The sequence below is a fragment of the Herbaspirillum sp. B65 genome (genome assembly GCF_000333555.1).
Classification (GTDB): domain Bacteria; phylum Pseudomonadota; class Gammaproteobacteria; order Burkholderiales; family Burkholderiaceae_D; genus Herbaspirillum; species Herbaspirillum rubrisubalbicans.
Genome location: NZ_BADI01000978.1, coordinates 1 through 3,016 on the forward strand (window position 1 = coordinate 1; position 3,016 = coordinate 3,016).

Genomic DNA, 3,016 nt, shown 5'->3' on the forward strand with positions numbered 1-3,016 from the left:
TTTGCGCCTAAATATCCATAAAATTCGACAATTACGGTTTGCGTGCTTTTATTTTATCTAGTTATACTATATTCACCGTCGCTCAAGGAGATGCGTGATGCAGGAAGTATTGAACCGCCTGTCGGGCCAGCTATTTGCAGCCGGCCAGTTCATCGAAGGGCAGGGCGCGCGCCTGCAGGTGCGTAACCCGGCACGCAACGCAGTCATCGGCCAGATTGCCGTGGCCACGCCAGATGAGATCGCCGCCGCGGTGGCTGCCGCCGTCGCCGCCTGGCGTGCCTGGGCCGGCGCGCCGGCCCGGGTCCGCGCCGAGGCGCTGCATACCCTGGGCCGCCTGATCCTGGCCGATGCCCCTGCCATGGCCGAGGTCATGACCCTGGAACAGGGCAAGCCCTGCAATGAAGCCCTGGGCGAAATCAAGAAGCTGGCCGAAGCCTGCCACTTCTATGCCGAAGAAGCCGTGCGCGTGCATGGCGAAGTCGTTCCCAACGACCAGCCCGGCTACCAGAGCCTGGTGCTGCGCGAAGCCATCGGCGTGGTGGCGGCCATCACGCCCTGGAATTACCCGGCCGAACTGGTGGGCTGGAAGCTGTGCGCTGCGGTCGCAGCCGGCTGTGCGGTCATCATCAAGCCCTCCGAATTCACCCCCTTCACGGCGCTCTACATTGCGCAAAAGGTGCAGCAGGCCGGCATCCCGGCGGGCATCGTGACGGTGCTCACGGGCGATGGCGCCACCGTTGGGCAGGCGCTGGTGGCGCATCCCGATATCGCCAAGATCGCCTTTACCGGTTCGTCCCAGACCGGCTTGCGCATCCAGCAATCCTGCCCGAGCATCAAGCGGCTGTCGCTGGAGCTGGGAGGTAATTGTCCGCTGCTGGTGACGCGTCATGCCGACCTGGATCAGGCGGTACAGGGCGCGGTGCGGCGGTCCTTCCGCAACATGGGGCAGATCTGCATTGCCATCAACCGCATCTATGTCGAGCGCGTCGTCTATGCCGACTTCCTGGCGCGCTTTGCCGTCGCCGCACGAGCCCTGGTGATCGGGGATGGCCTGTCTCATCCGGCCGCCGACCTGGGGTCGATGGCGCAGGCCGCACCCTTGCAGAAGACGCTGGCCCATCTGGAGGATGCCCTGGCGCAGGGCGCGCGACTGGTGACTGGCGGCGCTGCACCGGCAGGTGAAGAATTCGTCAATGGCCTGTTCTTCCAGCCCACGATCGTGGCCGATTGCACCCAGCAGATGCGGGTGATGCGTGAAGAAACCTTCGGGCCACTGGTCGGTGTGGCGCCTTTCGACAGTCTTGATGAAGCGCTCGCCCTGGCCCACGATAGCCCTTAGGCCTGGCCGCCTACGTCTACACCCAAGACCTGCAGGAAATCCATCGCTGCGCTGCTGCGCTCGATGTGGGCAACGTGGCTATCAATCATGTCGACGCCGGCATCATGAATGCTCCCTACGTGGCCNGCAAGCAGAGCGGTATCGGGGTGGAGCACGCGCGCGAAGGCTTGCTGGAATATTCCCAGTTCAAGCATGTGCGCCTGCGTCATGGCGTGGGAGCCTGATCATGCGCGCTTGTTTGCTGGGCATAGACTTGGGCACCTCGGCCTGCAAGGCCCTGCTGCTGTCCACCGAAGGTCGCATCCTGGCCTCTGCCAGTGCCGGCTACCCGGTCTCGCAGCCGCGCCAGCGCTGGGTCGAGCAAGAGCCGCAGGCATGGATCGCGGCGGCCCGCCTGGCCGTGGCGCAGGCCATGCAGTCGGCAGGGTCGGTCCAATTGCTGGGTATCGGCCTGTCGGGCCAGATGCATGGGCTCACCGCCCTGGATGCGCAGTACCGCCCCTTGCGGCCGGCCATCCTCTGGAACGACCAGCGCAACGAGATGGAAGCCGCCGAGATCACGCAAGCCGCGGGTGGCTTGTCGGCCCTGCTGGCGCAGACCGGCAATCGCATGTTGGTCGGCTATACCGGTGGCAAGCTGCTGTGGATGCAGAAGCATGAACCACAGTTGTATGCGCGGCTGCGCATGGTGCTCAATCCCAAGGATTACCTGCGTTATGTGCTCACCGGCGAGATCGCCACTGAAGTCTCGGACGCTTCCGGCACGGGACTGTTCGACGTGCGGCAACGGCGTTGGGCGAGTGACCTGATCCGCGCCGCCGGACTGGATCCGGCGCATTGGCCCACCTGTCATGAATCGCAGGTGGTCAGCGGCAAGGTTCATGCAGAGGCAGCCAGCTTGTTCGGCATTGCGCCGGGCATTCCGGTCATCGGTGGCGGCGGCGACAGCGTGATCCAGTCTTTAGGTGCTGGCGTGGTGGCGCCGGGCGGATGGCAGACCACCATCGGGACCGCCGGCATCCTGGCCGCGGCGCTGGAGCGCCCCTTGTCCTCACCGGACGGACGCATCCAGGTCTTCTGCAATGTCGCGCCGGATCGTTGGCACGCCATGGGCGTGTCGCTCAATGCTGGTGGCGCGCTGGCCTGGTGGCGCAGCGCCATGCAGAGCCCGGAGTCCCAGGAAGCCCCCAGCTTCGAGGCCATCGTGCAAGCCGCTGCACAGAGTCTGCCGGGTGCGCGCGGCCTGCTGTTCCTGCCCTATCTCAATGGCGAACGCTGCCCCCATCCCGACCCGGCTGCCCGCGCTGCCTTCATCGGGCTGACGGCGCGTCACGGATTTGCCGACCTGGCCCGCAGTGTGCTGGAAGGCGTGGTGCATTCGCTGTGCGACATGCACGCGCTGATGAGTGCCATGGGCGTGGCGCCCGGCTGGGTCAGTACGTCCGGGGGCGGCGCCCGTTCGGCCCAGTGGCGCCAGATCCAGGCCGATATGCTGGAGTGCGAAGTGGTGACCCGCGAGGGGGCGGCCGAAGGTGCGGCGCTGGGAGCGGCCTTGCTGGCTGGGGTGGGGTTGCAGATATGGCCCGATGTCGAGCACGCCGCCAAGCTGTTGCCGGAGCTCACGCGCCAGCGCCCCGATCCCGCCCGAGCTGCCCTCTATCGCCAGGCGCACGCCAT

3 protein-coding genes are annotated in these 3,016 nt (G+C 65.9%); all 3 read left to right on the plus strand.

Annotated elements, in window-relative coordinates; translation table 11 throughout:
- Positions 1-97 precede the first annotated feature (97 nt).
- Positions 98-1,339 (plus strand): aldehyde dehydrogenase family protein, encoded by a 1,242-nt coding sequence (locus tag I5W_RS23005; RefSeq protein ID WP_252717184.1) that lies wholly within the window; start codon positions 98-100, stop codon positions 1,337-1,339.
- 38 nt (positions 1,340-1,377) lie between these two features.
- On the plus strand, positions 1,378-1,563 hold the full coding sequence (locus I5W_RS33700) for an aldehyde dehydrogenase family protein (protein WP_252717185.1): 186 nt from the start codon (positions 1,378-1,380) through the stop codon (positions 1,561-1,563).
- Positions 1,564-1,565: 2 nt separating this feature from the next.
- Positions 1,566-3,016, plus strand: a 1,451-nt coding sequence (xylB, locus tag I5W_RS23010; protein WP_044530993.1) for a xylulokinase, incomplete at its 3' end; no start/stop codon positions are given.

Coding starts and splice junctions, on each gene's coding strand:
- I5W_RS23005 (WP_252717184.1), top strand. CDS start 98: ATGCAGGAAGTATTGAACCGCCTGTCGGGCCAGCTATTTGCAGCCGGC.